The organism is Neptuniibacter sp. (assembly GCF_024231755.1).
Classification (GTDB): domain Bacteria; phylum Pseudomonadota; class Gammaproteobacteria; order Pseudomonadales; family Balneatricaceae; genus Neptuniibacter.
In genome coordinates this window covers 102671-129621 of sequence record NZ_JAAEQH010000279.1, presented here as the reverse complement: position 1 = coordinate 129621, position 26951 = coordinate 102671, and the positions used below count along the sequence as shown (strand labels likewise).

Below are 26951 nucleotides of genomic sequence, written 5' to 3'. Positions count from 1 at the left end.
AGGGGTGATTCTCCTCTCCGGATCCTCTCTTAAGAGTGATAGTTTTTAAGAGAGAACTTTAAGAAACCCTCAATGCCTGAGCGAGATCACCCCGTAAAATAATTTCTCTCACATCCTTCACCTTCTTCGGAGGACAAAGGCAGCCTTGCTTAAATCACACACCGAATACTGACTAACAGCCTTCATCATCTTCTGATTTTTCAACACAAGAGCCCTGCTCCGATGCAGAAGCTAAAGACTCAGCTTTCTGTATCAAAAGCCGCTTAAGGTCAGGAACACATAACGGTCTGTTAAATAGGAACCCCTGCAGATAGTCACATTCATGGGAGATCAGGAAGTTCAGTTGATCCATGGTCTCTACACCTTCAGCCACAACTTTCAGGCCAAGGTTATGTGCCAACGAGATAGAAGCCATACAAATCTCTTCGTCACCCACATCTGAACCTATATCACCCACAAAGGCCCGATCGAGTTTAAGAGTATGGATTGGCAAACGTTTCAGATATGCAAGGGAGGAGTAACCTGTACCAAAATCATCTATTGCCAGCAGGATTCCCAGCTTATTCAGGGCATTTAGTTGTTGTACTGCAAATTCCGGATCCTGCATCGCTGCAGTCTCAGTAATCTCAAACTCCAACTCACCCGGCTCAATCTGGTATTTCTCTATAACCTTTTTAACCTGCGGTACCAGCTCAAAAGATTGCAGTTGTTTAGCAGAAAGATTAACCGCCATTTTAATTTTGTGCGGGCTCAGTTTACGTATCTCTACGAGCTGTTTACATGCTTGATCCAGAATCCAGTTTCCCAGTGGCAGGATAAAACCAGTTTCTTCTGCAATAGGAATAAACTTATCCGGCGGCACAAAACCACGTACAGAATCATTCCAACGGATAAGGGCTTCAACACTGAACAAACTCTGATCTGAGGCGTAAAATTGAGGTTGGTAGTAAAGTTCAAACAGCCCCTGCTCCAACGCCACACGCATATCCTGTTCAAGTTCGAGACGTTCATGAGCCGCTATAGACATAGCAGGAGAGAAGAACTGATAGTTATCTCGCCCTTTTGCTTTTGCTTGATACATGGACACATCGGCGTTTTTAAGCAGAGATTCAACCGTAGACGCATCATCCGGAAATAAACAAATGCCGATACTGGCACTGCTTTCAAGAACTTTGTTAGCAAGACGGTAAGGTTTGCTCACTTCATCAAGCACTTTCTCCGCAATTATTGACGCTTCAACCCCTTCGTGAAGGTTGGTCAGAACCAGAACAAATTCATCCCCTCCGATACGCGCCACTATATCCTCTTCACGGACACAGGATTTCAAGCGTTCCGCTACCTGTATCAAGAACTGGTCACCTACCTGATGTCCAAGGGAATCATTGATATTTTTAAAGCGATCCAGATCGATGAAAAGTACGGCCAATGAGCGCTGACTGCGCTTGCTATTCAGTAAAGTTTGCTCAAGGCGTTCTTCCAGACTATACCGGTTGAACAAGCCGGTAAGGAGATCATGGTGTGCCAGATGGGAGATTTTCTCTTGTGCGGCTTTCTGATCGGTAATATCGGTATAACTGGCTATGTAGAAAGAACCAAGGTGTTGCTCATCCGGAATACGGGTAATAGAGGTCCATGTGGGGTGTGTATCTCCATTTTTTTTCCTGTTCCATAACTCTCCATGCCAGAACCCATTCTCCCCTAAATCTCGCCACATCGCCTCATAGGTTTGAGCCGATGTACTACCACTACTTAGCTTACTTGTTTCCTCCCCTTTGAGCTCGGCAAGCTCATAGCCGGTTAAACGGGCAAATGCAGTATTGATATTAAGTATGCGGTTATCACTGTCAGCAATCAGAATCGCATCACCACTATTCTCAAAAGCATTCGCATACATACGCAGAACCTTAGCGGCCTGCTCTTTCTCATCTTCGCACCGAACTCTTTCAGCATTACTCACATAAACCAGATAACCAAACAGGAAAATGACAACACTACCAATTGACCAGATAATTGAGTGAGTCAGGAATAGGTTCTTTTCAGCGATCTGAATCATCTCGTAATAGGAAGTTAGAGGCAGATTAAGACCCGTAGCCCCTCGCATATCGCCATTTTTATAACCCAGAATACCGTGGCACTTTTCACATCCCGGCTCCATATACATGGCCCGCAGATAGCGCAGATAGGGTGCATTATCTATGTCAGTAATCGACCAGATCTCTTTACGCTCACCACGAGTGAAGGCTTCTAGCTGCTCCGTTTCCCACTTGTCTGGTTTATTACCAGGATTAAGATACTTAAGGCCGGTTATACGACCACGAATACCGTATTCCTCAGCATAGGTATCCATCATCTGCCGTAACATGCTGGCTGGGTTAAGTAGCGTCAGTTCACGCCCATCTGTGGTGACCACATCCCTACCCGGAACGTGCTTCAGCCAGGGAACCGATTTCTGTGTTTCGGTAACGGGGACATATACGCCACCATGACTGGTTCCCCAACGGCGAAAGGTGATGTCTTTATTCAGATTTGCGCGTGCCTCAGCATAGGCTTGCTGAATGATCTGTTCACGAATGGTATCGGTGTTCCAAAGGTAGGATGCCATGAGCAACAGAGACCACACTGATAACAGAGTCAGTGCTAATCGGAACTGTTTTAACCAACGCGTAAGCCGCACCCCACCTCTCCTGAAAGCAACAACATCCTCAAGCGGCCCGCCCCCGTGCAAGCGAAAGGCGGCATATCCATTCCTTTGAACCAATCCTACAGAATCGCTCTCGATTTAGAAAAGACATAGATCAAACGATGATTACTAAACCACAAACCTACCGTCACAATTCACATAACAGCTTACTTGCTATCCGATTAAGCCTCCAGTATCAGACAATAGTGGCCCTAAACGAAGAAGTTGCAAAAAAACAGCTATAATCGACTAGTTAGAAAAAACTATTTACTGCTCGACCTAAACGACACGAACTGGATTCTCTAAATGCTAAGGACGCCATTGGAACACATCTCAGATGCCTTTCAGGGAATGGATATTGATGTAGGCCGTGCTGCTCACACTGTAACCAAAGCCCTTGACTACGTTGGGGTTGATGATAAAAGCCATGGCCGCCGCGTAGGTCTTATCTGCCATCGCATTGCACACCTTCTTGGCTGGGACCGTCACCGCCGTCACTTTATTCTACTTGCGGGAATGCTGCATGACTGCGGTGTATCGTCTACAGCAGTACATCAGAAGTTGACAGACGAAATCGAATGGAATGGTGCTGAGGACCACTGTATTCGCGGTGAGATTTTTTTACAGAGTTTCAGCCCCTTCGAGTCGTACGCCAAAGCGGTCCGTTACCACCATACCCGTTGGGAACACCTTCCTGAAGAGCTGGACCAGGAAACCCGGGAATACGCCAATCTGATCTTTCTCTCAGATCGGTTGGATGTAATCTTTGCCTCTTTCAATCTTGGCCACCACCATCACGAAGTCCTTCTGCACCGGGAGAAGATACTTGGAGAGCTTAGGCCCTATATTGGTAGTTTATTCGCGGAACATCTCTTCAAAGCCGCTGAACTGGCGGCCCAAAAAGACAGTTTCTGGCTGGAACTTAGAGATGAGTTTCTTGATGATGCCATCTTCGAAACATTATCTTCCAGTGATTACAAACTATCTCTCAGTTTCGATGATATCGAATCTCTAGGGGAACTCATCTCATATGTGGTCGATGCTAAAAGTCCATTCACTCACTACCACAGTTTACGTGTAGCGGATTTAGCCTACTCCATAGCGGGGCTTGCCGGATATGACAACTACCACAGACGTATACTGCGTATCGCCGGACTACTGCACGATGTAGGTAAACTCAGGACCCCTGATGAGGTTCTGGAGAAGCCAGAAGCACTATCAGACGATGAACTTGCTCAGATACGCAGCCACCCTCTGGACAGTAAACGGGTTCTAAAAGCGATTTTTCCAAATACTCCGATTGCCAAGTGGGCCTCTGAACATCACGAAAAATTAGATGGATCGGGTTACCCCTTCGGCTGGAGTGGTGACCAGATCGACATGCCTACCCGGATACTCACCATTGCCGATATTTTTCAGGCCCTGTGCCAAAAACGCCCTTACCGTGACCGCCTTCAAGTAAATGAAGTTCTGGAGATTATGGACAGAATGGAGAAGGATAGTCAGATTGACACTGATATCTATAACCTCTTGAAAGCGAATAAGCTGGAGCTATATCAAACTGCTGTCAGAGAAGGCTAGTAGATTACCTTAGCAGCTGCTGGAGGAGATCCTCAGCCTTTTCAAACTCAAAATCAGAGACGGCGTTGGTAATCTGCTCAATCATACCCGCATTAGCAGAACCAGCGGATTTAGATTTGACAGTTTCAGCCATACTCAGAGATCCCGTATCTCCGGTGGTAACCAGGTCCAATAACCGCTGAAGATCAGATAACAGTTCACCCTCATCGACAGTAAGGGGCTCACCTTCATCGGGTGAACTGAGGCCCACCACCTCATACAACGATTCGATACCCTGCTTCAAAGTCACAATGGCCTGTTCTAAATCCTGCAATAGCTGCTGACCTTGGTCCTCAGGCAGCGCCTTTAACTGCTCAATTTCAGCCGCCACGGCTGAGAGGTCATCAGCCCCCAGATTGGCAGCTACACCTTTTAGCCCGTGTGAATATGCCTGTAAACCAGCCAGATCTGCCGTGGTAAACAACAGTGAGGCCTTGTTCAGTGCATCTCCATAGCTCTGTTCAAATTTATTCAACAAGTTACAGTAGAGTTGAACATCATTAGATAACCGACTCAGACCCGCTTGAAGGTTCAAGCCCGGTAGTTGCTCTGGGACACCCTGCGTACCACTATCGACCAAAACTACTTTTTCACTGTGCCTCTCCCCGGGTTTTATCCATTTAACCAATGCGTTTAACAGCTCGTCGGGGTCTATAGGCTTAGTGATATGCCCGTTCATCCCCAATTCTCGGCTACGCTGCTCATCTCCAGCCATTGCATGGGCAGTGAGAGCTAAAATTGGTAGCTCATCAAAGCGACTATCTGATCTGATCGCTGCCGCCGCCTCATATCCATCCATCACCGGCATCTGCATATCGAGCAACAGTAGATCAAACTTCTGCTTGGAGAGAATTTCCAAAACCTCTTTGCCATTTTCAACACAGGTCGCTTTAACACCCATTTTCTCAAGAATACCTTTTGCCACCTCAGTATTGATCGGGTTGTCTTCTGCCAGTAGAACCCTTGCACCCAGAATATCCTCTATCTGATTGCGAGAACTGCTGCGGAAATCAACCTCATAATCATTCTGCTCCGAAGCTAATGCATTCTGTAAGGTATCCAGCAACAGAGATGGGGTATAGAGATCAGTGATCGTGAAAAGGTCATAGTTATGATCAGACTGTATCGCTTTTGCATTACGTGGCGTAGTGATCAGAACCGTCGGGTACATGACAACTTCGGGTATTTTCCTACGTAATTGAGCAACATAATCGATCAGATCCAGCTCATCCCTTTGATCAACCAGAATCAGGCAATCCACCAGATTGCTCCTCAGATATGTTTCCACATCATGTAGTTGATCCATACCGTAAGCTTTGGATTCATATGACAAACGCAGACTATGCAACAACGCCACAAGCTCTGGGCTAGAACCAATAACCAGTAGACGCTTGTCATTAAGTAGGTACTCTTTTTGTTCCATTGCAGATGAAATTGGGAAAGGCAATTCAACACTGATGATCGTTCCTTTCTCGGGAGTACTTTCAAGATCGATATCCCCATGCATCAACTCAGTCAGTTGGCGCGTAATGGAAAGCCCAAGCCCTGTCCCTCCAAAACGGCGTGTAGTACTGGCATCAGCCTGAGTAAACGCTTCAAAAAGAGACTCGAGTTTATCCTCGGCAATTCCCAAACCAGTATCACTTACCTTGATACACAATCTGATCTCCTCATCTGCAATAGCAACTGGACTGATATCCACTTGTACTCCACCTTTTTCAGTGAACTTAATTGCATTGCTGATCAGATTAGTGAGAATCTGATTCAGACGAACCACATCCCCCTTAAGAATGTTCGGAATGGAAAAATCCCTATGGATACGGAAGTAGATTCCCTTATCTTCCGCTCGAATATAGTTAACGTCGTAGACACTCTGTAGTAGTTTATCCAACTCAAAGTCAGCCGACTCAATTTCAAGATGCCCAGCCTCTATTTTTGAAAAATCGAGAATATCATTAATGATGTTGAGTAGATTTGAAGCCGAAGTATTGATCTTCTTGAAATAGCTATGTTGCTTAGCACTATCCTGATCCGAGTCCAGAGCCAGATGACTTAAACCGATAATTGCATTCATCGGTGTACGAATCTCGTGACTCATGTTTGCGAGGAAATCACTCTTGGCACGGTTAGCGTCTTCCGCTGCATCTTTCGCCTGAGCCAACTGATCCAGAGCACCTTCAAGCTTATTGGTTTTCTGATCCAACTCGGCAAACGCCAACTGATTATTATTGGTCAGCCAGAGAATAACGGAGAAAGCTCCCATAAAGGACAGGATAATAAAACCGATCAGATAGGATAGCCCAAGCTGATTGCCCATTCCCGTCGCAGTCAACGGCATATACACAACCTGTAAGCCTCGCACATCCCCCATTTTCCAATCACGCTTCGGGCTTTGCGGATGGCTATTGTGACAAGCAACACAGCTCTCTGACATACGCATCGGTGAGGCAAAACCAAGGAATTCCTCACCATCAATATCCAAAGTCTCGCTATACGTGTGTTCTGCACTACTGTTAAACCAGGTAAACGCCTGCCTTTCGAAATGGCTCAGATCACGCTTTGGCCGCCAGGGGTATGGATGTTCACTGATCACAGATACATTGATGTGACCATCACGGCTATTAATTTTTCTGGCAAGATCGATGGTCATGGTTGCCGGAATAGGAATCGTTGCAGGCTTACCTTTGTAGTCATGACTAGCGGTTACACCGCTGCCATGTAATTTACTCAACACCTCAGCGGAATAGAAACTGCGAAATGCCCCAATGGCATGGGAATATGAAGCAGCAGCACGCTCCAGAGCAGCTCTTTCAATGTTCTTAGTATGCCAGTAAGCAATAAACACCATGGTTGCACCAACCATAGCAGCTAACACAAAAAGCAAAGTCGCCGCTCTTACGGAAATCCCTTTAAATAACATACAGCCTCATAAGATCAGATATCACTTTCATTCCTTTGTAATAATTCCAAGCGTAGGTGAGTCACATAGGAGGTAAAGCGCCATACGATCACTGCCACCAGGAATAAAATGCTAACTAACGCTGGTATTAGTTCGCTTTTAAGCTCAGTAATCAGCTCTTTAGAGTGCTGGACTTCAGTGGAACGGTCGGTATAGAGCTCAGCTACACCAACAATATCATCACTGCTATCGCGAATTGGGATATAACTGGCAACCAGGTCACGATCAAAAACCTCTCCATCCAGTGCAGAAAACTGCCCTCTGTGCGTCACCTGACTGGCCGGAATACCGCGAGCCGCATCAGAAAAACCTTTATTGCCCGTTTTATCATCCCCTATCTGGGAGGCTTCACTTGAGTATAGGGTTATACCATTGATGTTATATATCTTAGCTTTGAGAACATTGGTACCGAACATAAAGCGCCGAACACGATCATCAACCCTCTGAAGTTCCGGCTCACTCAGTTTTGATTTCACCTTCGTCGGGACACTTGTTAATGCCAGATCAGCATGCAGTTCGGGATAAACCTCATTGATAAATATCCGAGTGATATCACTATTACCTGCTTGGGTTGCCTGAATGATGGCAGACGAGAGTGCACGTTCCATGGTCTGAGACAGTACAAAATAGATCCCTATAATCACCATTAGATTAAGGATTAAAAAAACGTACGGGAATCTCAACGACTTCTTGTTTGTTTGCAAGAACATCTAAATCTCCAAATCAAAGCCAAGAGTATGCTGTAAGCATTAGCTAAGATTAATATTATAGACACTCTGGCTCAAGCCTAGACCCCTCATGGTAGGAGGCACAAAAAAGGGAGCTTAAAGCTCCCTTGGTAATTAATTGTTCATCTAAATGCGGAAACGACTGATCTGTTTTTCCAGCTCCGTCGCCAGTTGCGATAATTGCTCACTGTTGGCCGCAACCATCTCCGACGATTGCGCTGTTTCTTCAGAAACATGAGAGATATTAACCAGATTTTGGTTCATCTCTTCTGCCACCTGACTCTGTTCTTCAGTTGCTGCAGCCACCTGAACCGCCATATCACGCACATGGCACATCTGATCAACTATACGGCTCAGTTCCGATCCTGCAGTTGTAGCAGCGTTTACACTCGCATCTGCACCTTCCGTTGAGCGCTGCATAGATGCTACCGCTTCTTTCGCACCGGAACGTAGACGTTCATTCATATCGCGAATCTCATTGGTTGAATTCTGAGTACGCATCGCCAACTGGCGAACTTCATCCGCAACCACCGCAAAGCCTCGACCAGATTCACCCGCACGAGCCGCTTCAATGGCGGCGTTCAATGCCAGCAGGTTGGTTTGTTCTGAAATCCCCTGAATCTCGGTCAATACCTTGCTGATCTCTTCTGTATCAGCTTCCAGTGTTCGAATTACATCGGCTGATCTATCAACTTCCTGCTCCAGAGCCTGAATTTTATTGATGGTAATATCTACATTCTTATTACCCGCTTCAGCTTCATCATCCGCTGCATCAGAAGCTTTCGCAGATGCTGCCGCACTGCGGGAGATCTCCTGCACAGTCGCAGTCATCTCATTCATTGCCACAGCCAGAAGCTCGGTTTCAGTCGCCTGTTTCTGGGTGCCTGAACGCGTCTGCTCAGCACTGGCGGATAATTGAATAGCACTACCATGTACCTGACTTATAGAATTGGATAACTGGCTCACCAAGTCCTGAAAGCTTTGCAAAGTCTCATCGATACAGCGCCCTACGCGCCCCAGTTCATCATTACTGGTGAGATTAACGCGCTGAGTAAGATCCGCGTTCGTAACCTCGTGCATCACCTTTTCAATACGCTTAAGCGGTTTAACAATACTGCTGATAATCGGAAGCGCAATAGCAAGAAGCAGAGCTGTGACCAATACAGCCAAGACAGTAAATTTGATCAGCTCAGTATAGAAAACCTCGTCAAGGTCATCTATGTAAACACCTGTTCCAACCGCCCAGCCCCAAGGCGCGAAAGAGCGTGCATAGGTAATTTTAGGCTGAGGGCTGTCGGCCCCTGCTTTAGGCCAGTCGTAGGCAAAAAAATCGGATGTATCTTGCTGAGTTGCCAACGCAGCCATACGAACAAAGACAGCATCCCCGGCCTCTGTTTTAACCCCACTCAAATCCTTACCACGGAATTTTGAATTACCACCATGGCCCACCAGAACGGCATTCCGGTCCAGTACGAAAAAGTATTCATTGCCACGATATTTCATCCCTTCAAGGAGGGAAAGCACATTCTCTTGTGCCTGACTTTCTGAGATCTGTCCGCTCTGGGAGAGTTGATACTGTTGAACGATCACCCCATGAGCAGATTCGATAAGGGATTGGATTTCTGTTTTGCGGGCTTCTTTCAATTCATGCTGACTTTCATACAACCCAAATATCTCGATCAGCATAAGAGCCATTACCGCTACCGCGATAAGCAAGCTTAACCGGTAACGTACTGATAGGTTCTTCATTCTGCCTTTTCCTTTAATAAGCTATTAAATATCCGTTGGCCTAATACTTCCTCCCCTCTTAAGAAGCTGCCACCAGCTTTGCATCGCACAAAAAATATCCAACAACTAGACTTTATGTCAATAGCATAGCAAGAGAATTGTTACATTTTGGTGCATAAAGCATTTTACATAATGAATAAAACCCTGATTATTCAATAATGTAAATTAACTTGAATTACTCCGGCATAGAGGGTAAGGCTTAATCTAAGGAAAGAAAATCAACGCACTTAGCGTTGCTAAGAAGATAGGTTGCCAGCCTCTATTTTCTGCATTGCAACATTGCCAATTAACTCTGGAAAAAACTTCAGGAAGCTCTGCTCAATTTGACCCTGTAATAGTAATAACTCGTCAATTGAACCTGCAAACTCATTTTGAAAACGAATACGACCAGCAATACGGTCCAACGCAAGCCCAATGCCTTCAATTGAAGCGTAGGAAGAAAACCAATCCTGCTCGATGATTCGACTTGTTATGGTGCGCATTCTTTCCGGCATCAAGTCAGCCCCCTGATACAAAGAGAGATAATACTCCTTGCAACTGGCCTCAAATGGCTGGGAACTAAAACGGTCCCAATGTTTAATCAGATAATGATCAAAGGCCATATCCAGCATAATGCCTGCAAATCTTCTCCTTTGAGGAGAAACCAACGCTTTAAGTTGCTTCACTGCAGGGTGGGAATCGGTATAGCGGTCGACCAGACGGTGGTTTTCCAGTCCTTTCAAAATAGGTTCAGGTAACAGCTCTGTATTCACTCCACGAGCAAAATCTCCAAGCAGATTTCCTACTCGGGATTCAACCGTTGGTTGCGCCAGAAACAGATGAGCTAGATAGTTCATAAATTACCTTAAGGTGTATTTGGCAAAGTAGATAATCCATCCCATAATTCTATGATTGTGTTACTGATACAGAAACTCTGAGATATGTTTAAGTCATTATTTAAGAAAACTCGTAGCTTATTTGGTAGTCCAGAGAAAAAAGTTCAAGCGCCTGATGTTCAGGTAGCTAAACGAGCCCTTCCCTCGCCTGCTGCCTCTCCTGAAGAGTTATCTGTTCTACTAACTTCATTCCTACTCGATGAAAAAGCCGATATCCACAATGATCAAGCCAATCAATTTGATGAAAAGCTAATCAACAGTATTCAAAAGAAGCTGCAGTCATTCCAACCCGACGATATCCCCAAGCTCGCTCAGGCATCAATGAATCTGTTAAATATGCTGACCGACATAGAGACACCAGCAGATAAAATCACCCGTGTAATTGAGGAAGATCCTGCACTGCTGGGCAAAGTTCTACAGCAGGCTAATTCAGCTCTTTATAAAAGCAGTGGTGCCGATATTGAGGACCTGTCGGCAGCGGTTGTGCGATTAGGAAATGATGGTGTGAAAAAGTTAGTACTATCAACACTGATGGCCGACAGATTTAAAATCCAACCTCTCTATTTCAAAGTGTTTGGAGCCAATATCTGGAAACACTCCCACGATGTAGCACTACTTGCCTCAACCTATGCACCTAAAATGGGGGTTAATCCCTTTCACGCTTATCTAAATGGACTGATCCATGATGTAGGCAAACTGGTTATTTTCCGTAAGCTAATTGAGCTAATGGAAACTGAAGCTCCGGGAACTTACCCCAGTGCCCCACTGTTTTCGTACATACTCGAACTCTACGGTAACAGAATCACCTTAGCTGCAGTTAATCATTGGCAGCTTAATCCAGACTGGGTCAAACCACTGCTGGAGCCAGAAAAGCACACCGACCTGCATGTTATGTCACCAGAGCATCAGGTATTCCATGTAGCCCACAGCTGTGCCGAACTGTATTTCCTGAGCCAGAAAGAACTACTTGATGATGAACAGCTACAGCTGCATCTGGCTAGCCATCAGATCCCTATAACCCTCTACCAGCAATTAACCAGTAAACTCTCTTAAGACAGAACCTTAAGCTACCTCTTAACCCTTAACCCTTAACCCTTAACCCTTAACCCTTAACTACACGTTAGAAAGCCAAATACTTTGATAGGGCTGCAGGATCAACGTTTCGTGATGATCCGAGAATCTATTCTCGGAAAGTAGATCCGACCATTCATCGGTACTGATCAGGTTAAGATCAGACAGTAATAACTCTGCGGGTTTATCACTGATATTGTTAAGACAAAAAATACTCTGACGACGGTCGATACTCTGACGCCAGAAACCAAAAATCTGTTCGCCAAGGTGTAAGGTAAACTGTGTAGCATTCGGATGAAAAGCGGGCTGTTGCGTGCGGATCGCTATCAGTTGTTTCATCGCTTCAAAAATCCGGTGATGATGCGAACACTCATTCTCCAACTGTTCTACCAGCTCATCATACTGCCAGTGATGGCGATTAATGGAACGGTAATGACCTGTCATGTTTACCCGCTCATGGTCATTATTGCTTCCTAGCAGACTCTGAATATAGATTCCAGGAATCCCCTCCAATGCCAGCATGATACGATGAGCACAGAGGAAACGCTGCTCTCCCCACTGGTCCTTACCTTTTACCGTACCCTGCAGGGCCTCAAATAAAGCAATATTGATCTCGTAGGGTTTATTTACACCGCTATCCAATGCCCGCCATGAAACATGCCCGCCAAATTCCTGCATAGTTTCGATAATCATTTCAACCTCTTCGTCTTGAAGAATCCCCTCCACAGGCCGCAAGCCGATACCATCATGGGAAGCAATAAAGTTGAAGTAAGCAGTACCATCCTGGGCTGGAGGCATACTCATCATCCACTGTTTCAGGTAGAAGCTGTTCCCAGTAATCAGTGCATGAAGTAGTAGCGGGGGCAGAGAGAAGTTATAAACGCAGTGCGCCTCATTGGCATTACCAAAATAGGAAAGATTCTCTCTGCTCGGAATATTGGTTTCGGTAATGATCATCGCAGTATGGCAGGCGTATTCGATCAAAGTACGCAGCAGACGGACAATTTCGTGGGTCTGTTCCAGATTCAGGCAGTTGGTTCCCACCTCTTTCCAGAGGAAAGCGATTGCATCCAGACGGAAAATATTCACACCCTGATCCAGATACAGACGGATGATCTGGACAAACTCCTTAAGAACTTCCGGGTTACGGAAGTCCAGATCGATCTGGTCATGACTGAAAGTGCACCACACATGCTGTTTCCCACGCGACGTTTCGACCTCACGCAGTAACGAACTGGTACGTGGCCTTATGACCTCACTCAGATCATCTTCTGGACTGGCAGTAAAGAAATAATCACGCCCCTTTCCTTCGCCTCTGATGAAATTCTGGAACCACTCCCCTTCACCAGAACAGTGGTTAATTACCAGGTCGGACATCAAGCGAAATTCATTGGAGATCTGACGAATATCCTGCCAACTACCCGCGCTCTCACGAACAGCGTAGAAGTCACTGACAGCAAAACCATCATCAGAGCTGTAGGGAAAAAATGGCAGAATATGTACGCCATTAATCAAACCAACACACTGCTCGTGCAGAAAGTTATATAAAGTAGTCAGAGCTGACTCGGATGGATGATGCAGACAATCGCCATAGGTGATCATAATCATATCCGCCTGATCCCAGTGGTTCTGATGTGGGATAGGTTGTTCAGCAACAGTCTCCAGCCGCATCAGGTCGATCAGTTCCAACGCAAGCAGGTCAGTGTTTACCTTATCGGTTAGGTACACCAGATCCAGATGACTCTTTACCTGAAAATGCAGCTGTTCCGCCGCTTCGCTCGTGTCCCGGTGTTCAATCACAGTGCACCGTACTCCTTGTTATCCAGCTCCACAGCTTCCATTAATCGTTCAAAAACATCCGGCATGGCACTCGCTACCCGGTTCCAACTCGGAATAAAAGGAGTCTCCATCGGATGGGTCAGGAACTGCTCACCTGCCGTCATAATGTTGCGGGCAAACATCTCCACCGCTTCCTCTTCACTATGGATATCCAGCTTCAGGCCATTCATCAGCGCATCATTGTGATAGGTTTCGATAAAATCCAACGCTATGCGGAAGTAGGTTGCTTTTAATGTACGGAAAGTTTCCGGGCTGAATGTATGCCCCTGAGTAGCCAGTTTGCGGAACAACGCTTTGGTGATATCGATAGACATCTTTGATAGCCCCGCGTTGGCATCTTCCAGAGAGAGATTTTGGTGCTTGTGATCATAGCGATCAGCAATATCTACCTGACACAGCCGGTTATTAGCATAGTTACGGTGCATCTCAGACAAGACCCCGATCTCCAGGCCCCAGTCACTTGGGATACGGATATCGTTCAGCACATCCCGGCGGAAGGAGAACTCTCCCGCCAATGGATAACGGAAGCTATCCATAAACTGCAGATACTCAATCTCACCAAAAACTCTTTTCAACGCACGTAGTAGTGGTGTAACTAGCAGGCGGCAAACCCGACCATTAATCTTGCCCTCAGCCACACGTGCATAGAAACCTTTGCAAAACTCATAGTTAAACTGAGGGTGGGCAACAGGATAGATCAGACGGGCCAGTAACTCCCGTGTGTAGGTTGTGATATCGCAATCGTGAAGCGCAACGGATTCAGCACGGCCCGATGCCAAAATATAGCCCATGCAATACCAGACATTACGCCCTTTACCCGGCTCTTTAGGTGCTAGCTCCAACTCTTGCAGCTCAGCGTCCAATGCTCGCAGGCGTGGTCCATCGTTCCACAGAATGCGATGATGCTGAGGTAATTTTCCAAAGAACTCCTTAGCAAACCTGAACTGCTCTTCATCCGCCCGGTCCAGGCCAATTACAATCTCATTCAGATAAGGGACTTTGCAGATTTCATCAATGATAGGGCCAAGTGCTGGCCCTTCCAGCTCAGAGAACAGTGAAGGCAGTATTAATGCCAAAGGACGCTTCTGGCTAAAGAGACATAACTCAGCTTCCAGCTCATCCAGAGGACGATCAGATAGATTGTGCAAAGTAGTGATAATGCCATTTTGATAAAAATCAGCCATAACAAATCCTTTAATCGTTTCTGGTAATGTTAGAGATTGAAGTGGTGGGGACGGTGATACCTGTCAGATGTTCAACACCTTCTACCCAGCCTTCAGGCCCGTAATTCCTAGAGTGGTAGCAACAGTTGTTATTGACCACGGGAGATTCATGCACCGGGGACTTAATCAACAGCGCTTTATCAGCAGCTTCCAACATGGCAATATCATTGCCACTATCCCCAGCGGCCAGGGTTAGAAATTCCGAATCGGGATGATAATGACGATACACTTCTGTCAGCCATGTCAGAGCCAAACCTTTGTCACACTCGCCCGTCACGTGTAAAAAGCGGCCACCCTGTAGCACTGTCGCTCCGGCCAACTGTAAACAGGCAATGAATTGTTGTTTACGCTCCTGCGAGCCTTGCCAGAGAACCGGTTCGCTATAATCACGCTGATTAGCAAGTCGCGCTGACTCTTCACTTAAGCCTGTTACTTCAACAATTCCCTCGCATCCCATATCCGTAAAAGAGACAAACTCACCGCCAAATTCAGTAGTTTGCTGTTGTAGGAGTGCTTGCCAGACAGATCTTGGCTGCGAGAAGCGGTGGCAGTAATAACCTTTGTACTGTTCACATTGCGCTGGAGGAGAAGGAAAGTAGTGATGAGGGATAAAAACCGCTGCACCGTTTTCAATAATAAACGGATGACGGTTGCCCAAAGCCTGACGCAACGGTAATAGCTCTGCACGGGTTTTACTTGTTACAGGAATCACAGGGATCTTAAGCTGTTCTAACTGACCAAGCAGGGACTGAGCTGGAGCAAAGCTATAGCTAAAGTGATCCAGTAACGAACCATCCAAATCACTATAGATCAGAATTTTTTGGTGCATATACGCCACCATAACGCCCAGAATGATGCAATCTCTGCCTATACATAGTGAGATTGCACCAAAAGCGTACTTTAAGAATCCTCTAATCCCCGAATACAGCCAAGACGAGGCACTCTTACTGACCAGAGCAGAAACCATGCCGGTTTATTGCTCAAGCTCCTTAAAGTTTTTTTCATTCCTCCAAGAAAAAATTAAATCCGTGCATATACTTAAGAATGTTTTGGGCAATCTTCTCCTTAGTTCGCCCGTTGCAGATTAGACTCAAAGAGGATAGAGGATGTCGGACGAACTCGTTTTCTTTGCCGAAGAAGATCCTGAGGATTCGGAAGCACAAGTCATAAGTTCAAAGCCTTGGAAAATCCTCATTGTTGATGATGATGGAGAGGTACATCATGCAACCAGCTTTAGTCTGAAGGGACTGAGTTTTATGCATCGCCCTCTTGAGTTTCTTCATGCATATTCAGCAGCTGAAGCCACTCAGATACTTCAGGATGAACCAGAGATCGCTGTCATACTCCTCGATGTGGTGATGGAAAATGATCGTGCTGGTTTGGATCTGGTAAGAACCATCCGCGAAGAGTTAGAGTTAAGCAATATCCGGATAGTTCTGCGTACTGGTCAACCGGGTTATGCCCCAGAGATGGAGGTAATCCAGCAGTACGATATTAATGATTACAAAAACAAAGCTGATTTAACCCGAACCGGGCTGTTTACCTGCGTCACCAGTGCACTTCGCTCTTACTCACAACTCGCCACAATCACCACTAGTAAAAAAGGCCTTGAAGTGATAGTTCGTGCATCCAGTGAACTTATGTCAATGCACGGTATTCAAGAGCTGGCGAACGGTATAATCACTCAGCTTGCAGCTGTATTAGGCATTCCCGCCGAGGGGTTGATCTGCTTTCGTAACAAGAATAAAGAAGCTCAGCTAACCTATGCTCCTGAAGATTTTGTTGTAGTTGCAGCATCAGATCAGCTACAAAACAGCATTAATACCCAGGTATCTAAAGTTCAGAATACACAGGTCCGTGAACTTCTGGTTGACTCCATTTCACGCCAGGCGAACAGTCAGAGCGATAATGCCTGTACCCTGTATTTTCCCAATGGCTATGGCGACGATATGTTGCTCTACCTGGATATCCAACGCTCCCTGGAAGAGACAGAACAACAGCTGCTTGAAGTGTTTTGCAGTAACATCGCAATCTGTCTGGATAATGTCACCATTCTCGACCGTTTACATAACTACGCATATTACGACTCACTGCTTGATATCCCTAACCGGGTTTCTTTCGCCAAACATATCGATGAGGTGATGGAGGAGGAATTTAAAAACCTGATCATTATTCTGGTAGATATCGATCACTTCAGTGGCATCAACGACACCCTTGGGGCTGAATCTGGTGATGAGCTACTCAGGCTGGTTGCCCAACGACTGATCCAGGATCTGCCAGCTGAAGTATTTACCAGTCGACTTTCCGGCGATACATTCGGTCTAATGGGGCCGACTCAGGTCCTGACCCCTGAACTAATCGACCGAATCCTGTCACAGCCCTTCGAACTGTTTGGCAATGAACAGATGATCTCGATCACACAGGGATACTATGTCTTACAGGATGCAAATATTAGCGGTAACAATGCCATCAAACGTGCCAACATCGCGCTAAAACGCGCTAAAGATATTGTACGTGGGGATTGCATTGAATATACGCGAGAAATAGAGGAAGAAACCCATCAGCGAATGTTATTGCTGCAGGGTTTGCGAAAAGCCCATACCGACCAAGAACTGTTTCTCGCATACCAACCTCAGATAGACTTACAGAGCGGAAAAATCATAGGCGTTGAAGCCCTAATGCGCTGGCGCACTAAAAATAACAGTATGATTCCGCCCGATCAGTTTATCCCTGTTGCAGAGAGCTCTGGTCTGATTGTGCCTCTGGGTGAATGGGCAATTAAAACCGCACTACAAGATCTAACGACTCTCGAAAAACGCTTTCAGCTAGGTCTGCAGATGGGAGTAAACATCTCTGCAGTCCAGTTCAGGCACCCCAACTTCCTGAAGATGGTCCAAAGCTGCCTTGCAGCAAGTCCAATAAAATCGGGGCAAGTTGAGTTTGAAGTCACTGAATCGGTTGCCATGATGGAAACGGAAAATGTCCGGGAAATTTTACATGAGTTACATAATCTCGGAGTCAAGGTAGCCATTGATGACTTCGGCACCGGTTTCTCCTGTCTCAGTTACCTGGAAAAACTTCCGTTCGATCGTCTGAAGATCGATAAATCATTCATCGACAAGATGATTGATCCAACAAGTACCACTTACATTCCTGAGATGATCATTAATCTGGGACGTAGCCTGCAGATGTCCGTTATTGCAGAAGGCGTAGAAACAGAGGAGCAGACACAATGCCTGAAAGACCTTAACTGTTTTCAGGCTCAAGGCTACTTTTTTTGCCGACCGATGGAGCTGGAACAACTGGAACAGTGGTTGCTTCAACATACACGCAGATAAGCATAAGTAGGTTGATTAGTGATGAGATTATCCCTCCGATTGGTTTTGCTAAGTGGTCTACTACTGCTGATCGGTTGCTCCGATCCCGAACCGATAAAGATCGGATTTATTGGAGGCACATCCGGCCGGGTTGCTGACCTAGGCATCGCCGGTCGCAATGGTTTCCTATTGGCTGTAGAACAACAAAATAAACGGGGAGGGATCGATGGCCATCCCATTGAAGTAATTCTCAAAGATGATCAACAAAACCCAGAGGTTGCTAAAAAAGGGATATCTGAACTACTCAACGCCAATGTTGATGCAGTGATTGGCCCCATGACCAGCGCTATGGCGATGGCAACTGTCGATCAGATGAATAAAGCTGAAACGGTGATGATGGCCTGCACCGTCACAACGGACAAACTGACCGCCCTCGATGATTATTTTCTAAGGCCCTTATCTGCCATCAATTCTCATTCGGCAAAAGCGGCTAAACTTCTAACGAATAAACACCCGGAAGTATCTCAACTAACAATTGTGATTGATCTCGGTAATGAAGCATACACCCGTGATTGGGCCAATGGCTTCAACTCGGAGTTCACAAAAAACGCTTCAAAAAAAGTTATCTCTGAAACATTCGCATCGAGCAACGATACTGATTTCTCCAGTCTGGCTGACAGTATTATTGGAACCTCTCCTGAAGCGGTAGTGCTTGTTATGAACTCAGTTGATGCCGCTCTGCTGAATAAACAGTTGAAACAGATCAAACCAAATCTAGTAATGCTTGCAGCAGAGTGGGCGGGTACAGAAAGGCTTATCGAGCTGGGCGGCAGTTATGTAGAGGGCCTTTATGTTGCCCAATACATTAACAGGGAAAGTGAAACTCCGAGATTCATTAAATTCAAAAATGAGTATCTACAGCGTTTTCAGCAAGAACCTGGCTTCCCTGCCATGTACTGCTATAACTCCGCAACAATGGTGATGGCAGCTCTTAAGCAGAGAAAGAGCGGCCATTCATTGAAACAAAGCTTACTCGCTCTGAATAATTTTCAAGGCGTCCAAGGGGTTGTGGCTATGGATCGCTTTGGTGATACACAAAGTATCACTTATATGACCCAGATAAAGAATGGACAATTTGTTGTAATGGGTGAGTAATGAACACACAAAAAGCCTGGCCCTTACGCTTATTTCTTTCCTCTCAGTTTGCTTTAGTGGCGATAATTCCACTGTTGGTTGTTGGGGTTCTTTCCCTGATTTTTTTACTACCCAAAATTGAGCAAACCCACAGTCTGGACCAAAAAGCTCTGGCCACCTCTATCTCTGGACAAGTTAAAGCCTATCTAGATAATGCTGCCACTGACATGCAAGTGTTAGCCTCTTTTTCTATTCAAACTAACTTCCCAGATGAGAGCATAGAAGAGCTGCTAGACCTCTATGCTAGCAATCAAAGTTATTTTGAAGCGATCTATCTGACAGATGAGAAGGGCAAAATCGAACATATCGGATTGCCTGATTATCAACAGTATCTTCGCCCCAATTTCCTTGGTCTTGATCTGAGTTACTCCGAACGCTACAAACAAGCTCGCTCAGTTGGCCGGGGAGTATGGACCGAAACATTCCTCTCAGCTGTGAGCGGGCGCTTATCAGTTGCTTATGCTCAACCACTGTTAGACGGCGTGATTATCGGTGAGATATCTGTTGACGAACTGCCCAAACTGGTTTTTAACTTGGCAGCCGAATATGACGTGACGGTAATGATCCTGGACAAAGGACGTCAACTGATCGCCCACCCTAACCTGGAATATAGTCTGCAGCAGCTCAACCTCAGTGACTATGAGCTGGTCAAAAGAACTGATTCCGGAGACAACGTTAGCCTGCCGCTTCAGTTTCAGGAAGATGACCTTTTTGGGACTGCTGCCATTATTCCCGAGTTGAACTGGATGGTGATCGCCGCTCAGGACCGATTACAAATTGAAGCGGAACAGAGTGCAATAAATCAGATACTTCTTGTCGCTGTGCTGATCGGTATGCTTGCCGCAGGTGTTACCGGTTCACTGCTGTCAAAAGAGTTCATTTCAGGCTTTAGCCATAATACTAAACTGGCGCAAGCATTAGCCGAGGGGGTGTACATGATAGATCCAAAAGCCTCTCGCATACGTGAGTTAAACTGGCTTGGAGAAAGCCTGAAAGTCACCAGTCAAGCGATCAATAAACGTGAGCAAGAGATCTGTCAGTTGAACGCAGAACTGGAACATCGGGTTGAAGAACGCACAGAGGACCTACGTCAAACCAATACCGAATTACATCATGCTCTACACAACCTTAAGATTACGCAGGACGAGCTAATTCAATCGGAAAAACTAGCCGCCTTGGGGGCGCTGGTTGCGGGGCTCTCACACGAGCTGAATACACCGATTGGCAACAGCATGATGGCTAGTAGCACGCTGGCTGAAAATTCACAAAGGGTCGGCCAACTGCTACATGACAACAAACTTAAAAAATCCGATTTTGATACCTTTATCGCTGAAACAGAATCAGGGAATCAGATTCTGATGCGCAACCTGGAGCGGGCATCGGAACTGATTAGAAGCTTTAAGCAGGTAGCTGTGGATCAATCAAGCTCTAGTCAACGCCCTTTCATACTAAAACAGTTGCTGGATGAGATCCTTATTACTCTGATCCCTATGCTGAAAAAAACCCGGGTACAGGTCAATCTGACAGTTGAGGAAAGTATCAAGATGGATAGTTTCCCCGGTGCATTAGCCCAGATCATAACCAACCTGGTTCAAAACGCACTCGTCCACGGGTTCCCTGATAACCAATCCGGCACTATCAATATTAATGCAGCACGCATCGACGGATATCAGGTTCTTCTGACGGTAGAGGATGATGGCCTGGGTATTCCTCTAGATAAACAAACCTCTATCTTTGATCCGTTTTTCACTACAAAGCTGGGCCAAGGGGGCAGCGGCATAGGCCTACATATCGTACACAACCTTGTGAATAATCTTCTTCAGGGTACTATCACTGTCAGTAGCGAACCGGGGCAAGGAACCTCAATGCAAATAAGAATGCCTTGTGAAGTCACTAAACCGGAGGAGGAAGAAAACGGAATATATCCTGAAGATGAACAGGCATCCTAGCCTTGAAGCGCTGCTTCTAGAACGATTCAACCCTGTTTCGGCCCTGTTCTTTTGCCTTATAAAGGGCTTGGTCTGCCCGTTCTATCAACTGATCAATATTACTATCACTGTTCTGTAACTGGGTTACACCAATACTTACAGTGACTAATAACCCCTCCGGCTTCAGTTGCTCCAGCGCCAAGCGAAGTTGCTCTGCCTTTTGTTTCGAAGCGTTTAAGTCACACTGGCAGAGCAACATAACAAATTCTTCACCACCAAAGCGGGCTGCAATATCCTCCCGACGACACTGATCAGCCAATTCCGTAGCAACATGCTTCAGTACAGAGTCTCCAATGAGATGCCCTTGCTGATCATTAACTTGCTTAAAATGATCAATATCCATTATGAGCAGACTTACCGGGGAACTATGTCGGCGTGATTCAGCAATTTTCTGAGCAGCAGCTTCCAGTAGATAATGGCGGTTATACAAGCCTGTAAGCTGATCTCTTAGGGCAATTTCACGTAACATATCCCGTTGTTTTTTCAGAGTGATATGTGTATTTACCCTAGCCAACACAATCGCGGGTTTGACCGGTTTAGCTATGTAATCAACCGCTCCAAGCTGCAAGCCCATCTCTTCGTTACGATCCTCGTCCCGTGCCGTTACAAAAATCACTGGGATATCACTACTCTGCGAGTCCTGCTGAATTCGCTGACAAACTTGATAGCCATCCATCCCCGGCATCTCAATATCGAGAAGAATCAGATCAGGCTTAGGGCCATGAGCAATAAAGCCGAGACAATCTTCGCCAGAGGTAGCAACTTTAATCTGATAATGCTCTTTCAGGCACGCAGCTAATACCTGAATATTTGAAGGTGCATCATCAACGATCAGCACTACAGGTTTTGCGGTTTCACTCACACCAAACTCCTCAGGACAGTTGCAGATCGAGATCCATGATTTGTTCCAGTTTCTTCAAGCTATCCAGCGCCCGGCTATAGTTAAATGCTCCAATACTACTTTGCAAAGCACTCAGGTGTTCAGTAAGTTCAGCAGATGCATCACAACTCCATAAAGCATCAAAGTCGGAGGTATCTATATAACTCTTTTCAATTACTGCTTTGGCAATCTGGATTAGCATTTCAGTCATCTTTTCTTTACTTAATGACTCTACTTCGGTGTTCTGCTTCTCAGCCAGATACTGGGTAAATTCAGTATTAACTAACTCAGCTGCCTGCATAAAGTCGGGCAGCAACCTAATAACCTCTGCCTCGTCATCCGCTTTAGCGGCTTTTTCCAGAGTTACAGATATCTGATGCAACTGCATAGCAGATAGGTTTGCCGCCATCCCTTTGAGAGCATGTACAAGGCGTCCAACTTCTGCCCAATTCTTTTGTTCCACCGCGGGCCCAATCTGCTGAAGAAGCGGGTCAACATCAGCAAAGTAAATATCTAGCAGAGAGGCCAATAATTCTTCTTTTCCCATAATTCTTGAGATCGCGTCCTGACGATCCCAAATAGGCAAAGTATCCTCAGACATTATCTCTGCGATAGTGCTGGTCTGCAGTTCTGTGTTTAACTCTGGTTCCGCAGGGACATCAGAAAGGGCCTGTTCACTGGAGATGTCTGTTGTAACATCGGACGACTGAATATCAAGCCATCGTTCTAACTTACGATTCAGCTCTTCGGGCACTACCGGCTTGCTAAGATAGTCATCCATACCCGCTGCAATACATTTCTCTCTATCCCCCGCCATCGCATTGGCCGTCATCGCAATAATAGGTATTGAGATATTACTCTGCTCCGCTTTGCCTGATCTGATCCATCGGGTCGCTTCATAACCGTCCATCTCAGGCATCTGACAATCCATCAGTATCAGGCTGTATCTGTTTTCAGGAACTGAGTGCTGCAGTTTTTCAACGGCTTCAACCCCGTTACCCGCAACCTCCGCGGCAAAACCTAGCTCCTGCAATACACCGGTAATCACCATTTGGTTAACCTGGTTGTCCTCTACCACCAGAATTTTAGTTCCGCTCTCAGGAACAGCAGTAGATTGAGATTCTGACTCAAAGCGGAGCTCTTTAAGATTGTGTTGAGTAACCAATGGCTGGGCTTTTTGGTATGCCTCACCACCATCCATTACCACCTGCAAAGCATCAAAAATATCTGAAGTAGTGGCAGGTTTCGGGAAATATGCACTGAAGCCCAGATCAGCAAAACGCTGAGCATCTCCCCTATGTGCCATAGAGGTCATCATTACCAATTTTGAGTTTTGGAAACGTTCATCTATTTTAATGTTCTGTCCCAACGTAGCCCCAGTCATCTCAGGCATCTGCATATCCAAGAAGATCACATCAAAGCTTCGCCCGGTGTCACCGTAATGCCGTTCACACTCTTGCAGTGCTGTTTCTCCACCATCAGCCTCAAATACATTTGCTCCCCATAACCGCAGCTGGGCCGTCAGCACCTCCCGATTAGTAGCATTATCATCCACCACCAGTAGATTTAACTCACTGAGCTCTACACTTGGTAGCACCGCTGTCGAATGTGCACTTGGTTCCAACAGGATGCTGAACTCGAAACAACTACCTTCTCCAACCTTACTCTGGACGCTGATACTTCCGCCCATAAGCTCACTGAGCTTTTTGCTGATAGCGAGCCCTAACCCAGTACCACCAAACTGGCGCGTAGTGGAAGCATCAACCTGACTGAATGAATCAAACAGATCTGGCTGTTTCTCATCTGGTATACCCATACCCGTATCGATAACAGAGCAGGTAAACTGCAGCTTATGGTTGGCAGATGGCTCCAATACCGCACGAATCAGAACCTCGCCCTGTTCTGTAAATTTAACTGCATTCCCAACCAAATTGGTCAAAATTTGGCGCAGACGTCCTGGATCACCTTTAACTTCAGACTGCTCAACTCCGGTCAGATCCAGAATAAGCTCAAGCCCCTTATCCTGAGCTTGTAGTGCCATCGCTTCAGCAAATTCGCCCAGCATCCCCCGCAGGTTGAATTCGATGTTCTCCAACTCCAACTTACCGGCATCGACCTTGGAGAAGTCCAGAATATCGTTGATCAAGGTCAGCAATGCATTGGCACTACTCTGTGCAATAACCGCACGATGTCGCTGCACATCATCCAATGGTGTATTCAAAAGCAGTCCCAACATACCTAATACACCATTCATAGGCGTTCGGATCTCATGGCTCATGTTGGCTAGGAATTCACTTTTTGCCGTATTTGCCAGCTCGGCTTCCTCTTTAAGAGCGACCAGACGACGCTGCATCGCTCTTTCTACGGTAATATCCTGGTTACTACCAATCATTTTTAGAGCATTACCCTGCTCATCAAGTAACACTGCTGCAGTGGCTTTGACGTATTTAATTTTGTCACCCGGTAGTAGCAGCCTGAACTGATAACGCCACTCTTTTTTTAACTCAACCGAACGCTGCAGAGAAGCTTCTGCCGCTGCCATATCCTCAGGATGAACACAGTTACGCCAGTGTTCAAAGTTCAAATTCTGCTGGATAATTGCTGCCGGGGTTTCGTAGATTTCATGCATCCGCTCATCCCAATCCAGCTGATTGGTCTGTAGATCCCACTCCCATATTCCCATGCCGGAAGACTCAACCGCCAGCTCGGTACGACGTTTGGCATCAACCAGTTGCTCTTGCATCCCCTCTGCCAGATCACGAGCCTGGATAATCTCTTTTTCCGCTTTAATTCGTTTAGAGATATCCCGGAAGCTCCAGACTCGTCCAACATTTTCTCCCGCCACATACATCGGTAATGAGGCCTGTTCATAGGTACGCCCGTCTTTCAGACTTAACGTTACATAATCACGCTTGCTTTCACTGCTGAGAAGAGCCTTGATGCTAGGCACAAATTCATCGGGGTTCACTAACTGCCTGGCTATAGGCCCCAACACACGGGAGTTTTCATTGTAGAGTTCTGGGAACCCCCACAGGTCGGCAAAACGTTTGTTATATCGAATAATCGCGCCGTCCAGACGAGTTACCAGAATGCCATTATCTGTAGATTCCAGTATCGACTCTTGGAGGCTCAGTGCTTCCTGAACTTCCAATTCAATCTGCTTTCGTTTCGTTATATCACTGCGGATAGCGATATAACTGACCGGTTTGCCCTCCTTATTTGTAAAAGGCACTACAGTGGTATCAACCCAGTAAATACTGCCATTCTTAGCACGGTTACAAACTTCTGCGTTCCAAACATGACCAGCAGAAATTTTACGGTACATCTCTATGAAGAACTCACGCGGGTGATATCCTGAGTTAAGCAACCGGTGATTCTGTCCAATCAGTTCTTCACGGGAGTAACCACTGATCTGGGAGAACTTATCGTTAGCGTAAGTGATCGTTCCCTGGACATCAGTAATCGCCACAATGGAGTGCTGATCCAAAGCAAACTTCTGCTCTTCCAGTTCCAATAAAGCCTCATTGGCCTGGATGCTACTAAACTGAAGTTCCATTTCGTGGGCTTTACGTTTTTCCAGCATGTGGTTAAACGCTTCGGCCAACTGACCAATTTCATCTGCAGATTTAACATCAACCCGCTGACTGGTTTCCCCCTCCGCTACTTTTAGGCTTGTCGTAGCCAAAGCTGTAATAGGATCAGTTATTCTTCTTGCAACCCAAAGTGACAGCAGTAACACCACCATGACCGTGAGCAACGTAAATATCAGTGTGATCCTTCCTAACCAATGCGCAGCAGATAAAGCAACATCATAGTCAAGTTCGCTAACCAACGCCCATTTCACATTACCGATCTGAATAACGTAGTTAACACCCAAAACCTCTTTACCGTAGGGTCCGATATATTGCAGTGCAGGGGGTGTTAGATCCTGATATGAAGCATGCTTTTCCACGAAATCTAAATAAGCTTCGGTTTGTATCGGCTTTTCCAGTACCTCATCCCAATTATTATTAATAGGGGTCCGCAGCTTTCCATCGAGACCTATAAGGTAGTGAACAAATGACTGCTCACTGTCCGTGCTCAACAAACCTAGAATACGATCTAACTTAAGTTGGAAAACAAACACTCCCTGCCAATCACCGTTGTAATCGATGATTGGGGCAACCATAAAGCCCGTTAATTTAAGATTTGAACTCTTATCCTTTATAAAACCGGAAAAACGCTCCTCGCCGGTACGGATCGATCTAAGTACAGCATTGGCATACTCACTACTTCTATGTTGCCCCTCCAACAAGTTTGTTCCCAGGTCCTCACCTTTAGCGACGCTAAAGAGGACATTTCCCTGCATGTCCAGCAACAGCACATCCTGAATGTAATCGTAGCGCCGTTGAAGAGTGAGGAAATCAGCCTGGTAAACAGAGGTTCTATTCACCCAATCAAAACTGCCCACATACTCTTCTACTGCTCCCCCTCTTTCATTAAAACCCTGATTAAGAGATTCCAGCATTAAAATGGTATTACGTGCTTCGGACTGTCGACGCAGATCCATCCAGCGGTAATCGAACCAGTTGCGGATAAACTGATCTGTCATCACCGCTGACTGCTGCAAGCGGTCTTCTGCAGCGTGCAGAAGGCTTTTCTCCGCTTGTTGATAACTTAGCCATGAAACAAGGGTAAGGGGTACTAATGCAAGCAGCAGAAACCAGAGCAACAATTGCAGGTTAAGTGACTTGAATTTGAAGGGCCTTGATAGCTTCTCCCTTGCCGTCAATGTCGAATCCTTATTCAT

General features: G+C 46.0%; 15 protein-coding genes. 5 read left to right on the top strand and 10 right to left on the bottom strand.

The window, feature by feature from the left end; translation table 11 throughout:
• Positions 1-172: 172 nt before the first annotated feature.
• A complete protein-coding gene (locus GY843_RS16345; RefSeq protein ID WP_297311148.1) occupies positions 173-2674 on the bottom strand; it encodes an EAL domain-containing protein in 2502 nt (833 codons plus the stop codon).
• 312 nt (positions 2675-2986) lie between these two features.
• Between GY843_RS16345 and GY843_RS16340 the strand changes: the two genes are divergently transcribed.
• Complete coding sequence (locus GY843_RS16340; protein WP_297311146.1) at positions 2987-4261, top strand: HD domain-containing phosphohydrolase; 1275 nt, start codon at positions 2987-2989, stop codon at positions 4259-4261.
• A gap of 4 nt (positions 4262-4265) precedes the next feature.
• Here GY843_RS16340 and GY843_RS16335 read toward each other — a convergent pair whose 3' ends face one another.
• The 4 genes from GY843_RS16335 to GY843_RS16320 form a co-directional block, all read right to left on the bottom strand.
• The gene (locus GY843_RS16335) at positions 4266-7220 is read right to left on the bottom strand and encodes an ATP-binding protein (RefSeq protein ID WP_297311144.1); all 2955 of its coding nucleotides are present in this window, start codon (positions 7218-7220) and stop codon (positions 4266-4268) included.
• 14 nt (positions 7221-7234) lie between these two features.
• Complete coding sequence (locus GY843_RS16330; protein ID WP_297311142.1) at positions 7235-7969, bottom strand: hypothetical protein; 735 nt, start codon at positions 7967-7969, stop codon at positions 7235-7237.
• 144 nt (positions 7970-8113) lie between these two features.
• Positions 8114-9736, bottom strand: coding sequence for a methyl-accepting chemotaxis protein (locus tag GY843_RS16325; protein ID WP_297311140.1), 1623 nt, complete (start codon positions 9734-9736; stop codon positions 8114-8116).
• Between the two features lie 275 nt (positions 9737-10011).
• Positions 10012-10611 carry an acyl carrier protein phosphodiesterase gene (locus GY843_RS16320; RefSeq protein WP_297311138.1) on the bottom strand — a complete coding sequence of 200 codons (600 nt, stop codon included), beginning with the start codon at positions 10609-10611 and terminating at the stop codon, positions 10012-10014.
• Positions 10612-10695: 84 nt separating this feature from the next.
• On the opposite strand from GY843_RS16320, the gene GY843_RS16315 reads away from it, so the two are divergent.
• Complete coding sequence (locus tag GY843_RS16315) at positions 10696-11703, top strand: HDOD domain-containing protein (RefSeq protein WP_297311136.1); 1008 nt, start codon at positions 10696-10698, stop codon at positions 11701-11703.
• A 60-nt stretch (positions 11704-11763) separates the two neighbouring features.
• On the opposite strand, the gene GY843_RS16310 is transcribed toward GY843_RS16315, so the two are convergent.
• From GY843_RS16310 to GY843_RS16300, 3 genes are read right to left on the bottom strand one after another with little or no spacing between them, the layout of a single operon-like run.
• On the bottom strand, positions 11764-13521 hold the full coding sequence (locus tag GY843_RS16310; protein WP_297311135.1) for a sugar phosphorylase: 1758 nt from the start codon (positions 13519-13521) through the stop codon (positions 11764-11766).
• Positions 13518-14744 (bottom strand): glycosyl transferase, encoded by a 1227-nt coding sequence (locus GY843_RS16305; protein ID WP_297311134.1) that lies wholly within the window; start codon positions 14742-14744, stop codon positions 13518-13520. The genes GY843_RS16310 and GY843_RS16305 overlap by 4 nt, the downstream gene beginning before the upstream one ends.
• Positions 14745-14754: 10 nt before the next feature.
• A complete protein-coding gene (locus GY843_RS16300) occupies positions 14755-15612 on the bottom strand; it encodes a mannosyl-3-phosphoglycerate phosphatase (RefSeq protein ID WP_297311133.1) in 858 nt (285 codons plus the stop codon).
• Positions 15613-15889: 277 nt separating this feature from the next.
• Between GY843_RS16300 and GY843_RS16295 the strand changes: the two genes are divergently transcribed.
• From GY843_RS16295 to GY843_RS16285, 3 genes are read left to right on the top strand one after another with little or no spacing between them, the layout of a single operon-like run.
• Positions 15890-18121, top strand: coding sequence for an EAL domain-containing protein (locus GY843_RS16295; protein ID WP_297311132.1), 2232 nt, complete (start codon positions 15890-15892; stop codon positions 18119-18121).
• Positions 18122-18142: 21 nt separating this feature from the next.
• Positions 18143-19255, top strand: coding sequence for an ABC transporter substrate-binding protein (locus GY843_RS16290; protein ID WP_297311131.1), 1113 nt, complete (start codon positions 18143-18145; stop codon positions 19253-19255).
• Positions 19255-21243, top strand: a complete 1989-nt coding sequence (locus tag GY843_RS16285; protein ID WP_297311130.1) for an ATP-binding protein — start codon at positions 19255-19257, stop codon at positions 21241-21243. The genes GY843_RS16290 and GY843_RS16285 overlap by 1 nt, the downstream gene beginning before the upstream one ends.
• A gap of 16 nt (positions 21244-21259) precedes the next feature.
• Here GY843_RS16285 and GY843_RS16280 read toward each other — a convergent pair whose 3' ends face one another.
• Positions 21260-22144: a diguanylate cyclase gene (locus GY843_RS16280; protein WP_297311129.1), complete on the bottom strand. Its 885-nt coding sequence runs from the start codon at positions 22142-22144 to the stop codon at positions 21260-21262.
• Between the two features lie 10 nt (positions 22145-22154).
• Positions 22155-26951, bottom strand: coding sequence for a response regulator (locus GY843_RS16275; protein WP_297311128.1), 4797 nt, complete (start codon positions 26949-26951; stop codon positions 22155-22157).

Excerpts from the sequence above, each read along its gene's own strand:
- GY843_RS16340 (WP_297311146.1), top strand. The coding sequence starts at position 2,987 with ATGCTAAGGACGCCATTGGAACACATCTCAGATGCCTTTCAGGGAATG.
- GY843_RS16335 (WP_297311144.1), bottom strand. The coding sequence starts at position 7,220 with ATGTTATTTAAAGGGATTTCCGTAAGAGCGGCGACTTTGCTTTTTGTG.
- GY843_RS16330 (WP_297311142.1), bottom strand. The coding sequence starts at position 7,969 with ATGTTCTTGCAAACAAACAAGAAGTCGTTGAGATTCCCGTACGTTTTT.
- GY843_RS16325 (WP_297311140.1), bottom strand. The coding sequence starts at position 9,736 with ATGAAGAACCTATCAGTACGTTACCGGTTAAGCTTGCTTATCGCGGTA.
- GY843_RS16320 (WP_297311138.1), bottom strand. The coding sequence starts at position 10,611 with ATGAACTATCTAGCTCATCTGTTTCTGGCGCAACCAACGGTTGAATCC.
- GY843_RS16315 (WP_297311136.1), top strand. The coding sequence starts at position 10,696 with ATGTTTAAGTCATTATTTAAGAAAACTCGTAGCTTATTTGGTAGTCCA.
- GY843_RS16305 (WP_297311134.1), bottom strand. The coding sequence starts at position 14,744 with ATGGCTGATTTTTATCAAAATGGCATTATCACTACTTTGCACAATCTA.
- GY843_RS16300 (WP_297311133.1), bottom strand. The coding sequence starts at position 15,612 with ATGCACCAAAAAATTCTGATCTATAGTGATTTGGATGGTTCGTTACTG.
- GY843_RS16295 (WP_297311132.1), top strand. The coding sequence starts at position 15,890 with ATGTCGGACGAACTCGTTTTCTTTGCCGAAGAAGATCCTGAGGATTCG.
- GY843_RS16290 (WP_297311131.1), top strand. The coding sequence starts at position 18,143 with ATGAGATTATCCCTCCGATTGGTTTTGCTAAGTGGTCTACTACTGCTG.
- GY843_RS16285 (WP_297311130.1), top strand. The coding sequence starts at position 19,255 with ATGAACACACAAAAAGCCTGGCCCTTACGCTTATTTCTTTCCTCTCAG.
- GY843_RS16275 (WP_297311128.1), bottom strand. The coding sequence starts at position 26,951 with ATGAATAAGGATTCGACATTGACGGCAAGGGAGAAGCTATCAAGGCCC.